The 2,885-nt window shown below is 37.5% G+C and carries 4 protein-coding genes; 1 reads left to right on the top strand and 3 read right to left on the bottom strand.

The annotated features are described in order from the left end of the window. Positions 1 to 674 (top strand): SSURE domain-containing protein (locus ACRYI5_RS10990; protein ID WP_448225289.1); only part of this gene is annotated, 674 nt, incomplete at its 5' end. Positions 675 to 1,102: 428 nt separating this feature from the next. Here ACRYI5_RS10990 and ACRYI5_RS10985 read toward each other — a convergent pair. The 3 genes from ACRYI5_RS10985 to ACRYI5_RS10975 form a co-directional block, all read right to left on the bottom strand. Further along, a complete protein-coding gene (locus tag ACRYI5_RS10985) occupies positions 1,103 to 1,900 on the bottom strand; it encodes a CPBP family intramembrane glutamic endopeptidase (protein WP_448225288.1) in 798 nt (265 codons plus the stop codon). A gap of 148 nt (positions 1,901 to 2,048) precedes the next feature. Next, a complete protein-coding gene (locus ACRYI5_RS10980; protein WP_448225287.1) occupies positions 2,049 to 2,399 on the bottom strand; it encodes a MarR family winged helix-turn-helix transcriptional regulator in 351 nt (116 codons plus the stop codon). 109 nt (positions 2,400 to 2,508) lie between these two features. Next, a partial coding sequence (locus tag ACRYI5_RS10975) for an LPXTG cell wall anchor domain-containing protein (RefSeq protein ID WP_448225286.1) occupies positions 2,509 to 2,885 on the bottom strand: 377 nt, incomplete at its 5' end.

The raw sequence follows: 2,885 nt of genomic DNA, 5'->3' as shown, positions 1-2,885 counted from the left end.
GGATGTTAACACGGCTATTATTAAACGCATCTGACGGTGCCCCTTGGTCAGATAATGGCACCGCAAAGAACGCGGCTTTGTTACCAATTAGCGAAAATGCGGATCAATTTGCGTATGAAGTTGATTTGAACGGGAACACGACGGGGAAAACCGGTGCAGATCTAATTGCTCAACTGAAAGCCAATGGCACGATGACTTATCGGGCAACAGTTAAAATTTATGGCATGAAGGATGGGAAAACAGATCTAACTAATTTAATCGCAACAAAAGAAGTGAATATCACAATTACAGTGTCTGCTAATGGGCAAATCACTGAGACGATGAAACCAGAAACAATGACACCTGACACATCAACACCGGAAATGGGTTCACAAACTAGTGCTGGCACTTCAACAATGTCAGTTATGGATTCTGGAACTGGTGCCGCAGCGAGTCAACAAGCCTCAAACGGTTCGATGATGGCAACCAAGAGCCCCGCAACAGTTTTATCGACACAAAAGAGTGGTTTAGCTTCCGGGCAGACTAAGATGAAAGCGTCTAAATCAACTTCAGAGTTACCACATACTGGGGAAACAGACCAAAAGTCTTCTAATTTGATTGGCGTATTATTATTGTCATTACTGACTGCAATTGGGAGTGTATTCGGATTTAGAAAGAGAAATTTGAAACATTAAAATAAAATCATTTGTTGAAAATGATGTTTGTAATTAATAAAAATGGTCAGACCTTTATTACATAAAGGTCTGACCATTTTTTATTCTGAAGCTGTAGAACAACGGGAAATTTAATAGGTGAGAGGGGCATACACAAAGTAGATAAATTGAAAATAGGGAGAAAAGTGTACCATTATTTTTGGAAAATACGTTTTGTCAAACACGACGAGATAAAACGGCATCGTTTAACGGGCGCTGGGAGTGCGCTATTTCAAAGACAAAACTTCTGTTAAAAAGCAAGTTTAATTTTCGATTTCAAGACAGTTAGTTCATAGCTCTAGCTTGCCAATGACGGCGTAATAATTAGTTAAAGCAGAGGTCACTTCGTTTAGATTCAAAGGTAATACTTTGACAATTACTAGGCGGATTTATTTGCTTGAATAATTTAATTATTCAACTGCACGTAACCCAATTATCTTTTTAGATCGTTTAACTGTTATCAAAAGGTACTCTGAATACAGAATTCCGAAGATTAAAATAATTAAGGAAGATACATCAATCGAACTTGCAGTTCCAGTGCCAACCAATGATTGGTGCATTCCAAAGATGAAACTAGTCGTATCAACAAACGTATGCAACAAAATAACAATCCAAATATTACTGGTGAGATAATAAATGGTCGTGAATAGAACGCCTATGCCAATTGCATAAACAATCTGGTTGGTGGTATCCCAAAAAGGTCTTCCTAAGTAATTCAACGCATGTGATAAACCAAAGATACTGCCTGAAATTAAAATGTTGGTTTTTACAAGTTTAGGCGATAAAGCCATCAATCCATTGAAAACACCGCCCCGCATGACAACTTCTTCGAACATACTGACGATTAATGCAGACAAGGTTGCTAAAAGGACAATAAGCAAAATTTTGGTAAATGGAACCTTACTTAAATTTTTCCAAACATAATTGTCTTGAAAAAAATTACCAAACCCTAATAAAAGTAAAGGCCATCCAAAAATAAACCAATTTGACCAACTTTCTTCTCTAAATCCATAAACAACCTTAAACGCTCGTTTGCCAATGATAACCAAAATACCCAACAATAATAATTCAAAAGTGGGAACCTCAAGTATACCAATGTTTTGACCACTTTGATTTTTAAGAATAAATTCAATTGGGAAATTCCAAAATCCCAAAACGACAATGAACACTAAATTAATTAAAATGAAAAAACTGCCTTTCATTTTCATTGGTTTTTCCTCCAATAAACTAATTTATTCAGTTTACTCAAATAATGAATGTTTTTGTTCACGATACTTCACTAATAGCAATGAAACCCAGTCTTCATTGCTATTAAAGCAAATATTGACACATTTTTGGTAGTATTAACTGGCAATATTAAGATATGATTTGCTTTACCTCAGAGGAAATCTCTGCCAAAACTTGTGCACCATATTCGGTGATGTAGGCTCGTTTTGCACGTCGATCATCTGGAGAATTCTCCACATAAAGTAGGCCTCGACGGACATTCAGACTTAGTCGTATAGATAATGCAGAAGCACTCAATTGCAGTGCTTTCGCTAGCTCCTTAACCCCAATTCCTACGGGTGATTCTTGTAACAACGACAGAATGTACAACGTACTTAAATCATGTCTGAGTCTTTGTTGAACTTGACGATTAATAGACTGAATGTGAGCCAGCGTTTCAATGAGGGGCTTGAGCTTATCAAGAATATTTGTTTTAGGCATGGGTAAAATTCCTTTCTTATTTAACATGATCCTTTCAAAAAAAACTCGCCAGACTCTTACTGAGTCCGGCGTGTTTTTTTGACCTGATTTGCTTTATTTAAAGCAGTGCTTACTGTTTATTCTTTCGACGAAAACCAAGTAGACCCAGCCCAAGTCCAGCTAAACCAAGTATGGTTAAACTAGCTGATTCAGCAATCTCATTGTGCTGTTGCTCCCCGGTTTTAGGTAGCTCTGTCTTATTACCTGAAATCATCTTTTTTTGATTGTGATCTTTGATATCAACTTTTGTGTGCTTAGTTTCGGATAAATCAACCGAAACTGCCTCAAGTTTTCCATCAATATCGGTTGCCTTACCGCCTAAGTTAGCTACTGTTGCGGTTGCGTCACCAACGTGCATGGTGGTGTCATTAGCAGAGATAGACTTTTGGTTAGCCAAGACGGTTAATTTCACGGTCTTAGTTTGGCCGTCGGCCGTCGTTAACGTAA

The sequence above is a fragment of the Furfurilactobacillus sp. WILCCON 0119 genome (genome assembly GCF_053471565.1).
The sequence above is the reverse complement of the archived record's forward strand: the minus strand, read 5'-3'. Positions and strand labels throughout refer to the sequence as shown.

Coding starts and splice junctions, on each gene's coding strand:
- ACRYI5_RS10980 (WP_448225287.1), bottom strand. CDS start 2,399: ATGCCTAAAACAAATATTCTTGATAAGCTCAAGCCCCTCATTGAAACG.
- ACRYI5_RS10985 (WP_448225288.1), bottom strand. CDS start 1,900: ATGAAAATGAAAGGCAGTTTTTTCATTTTAATTAATTTAGTGTTCATT.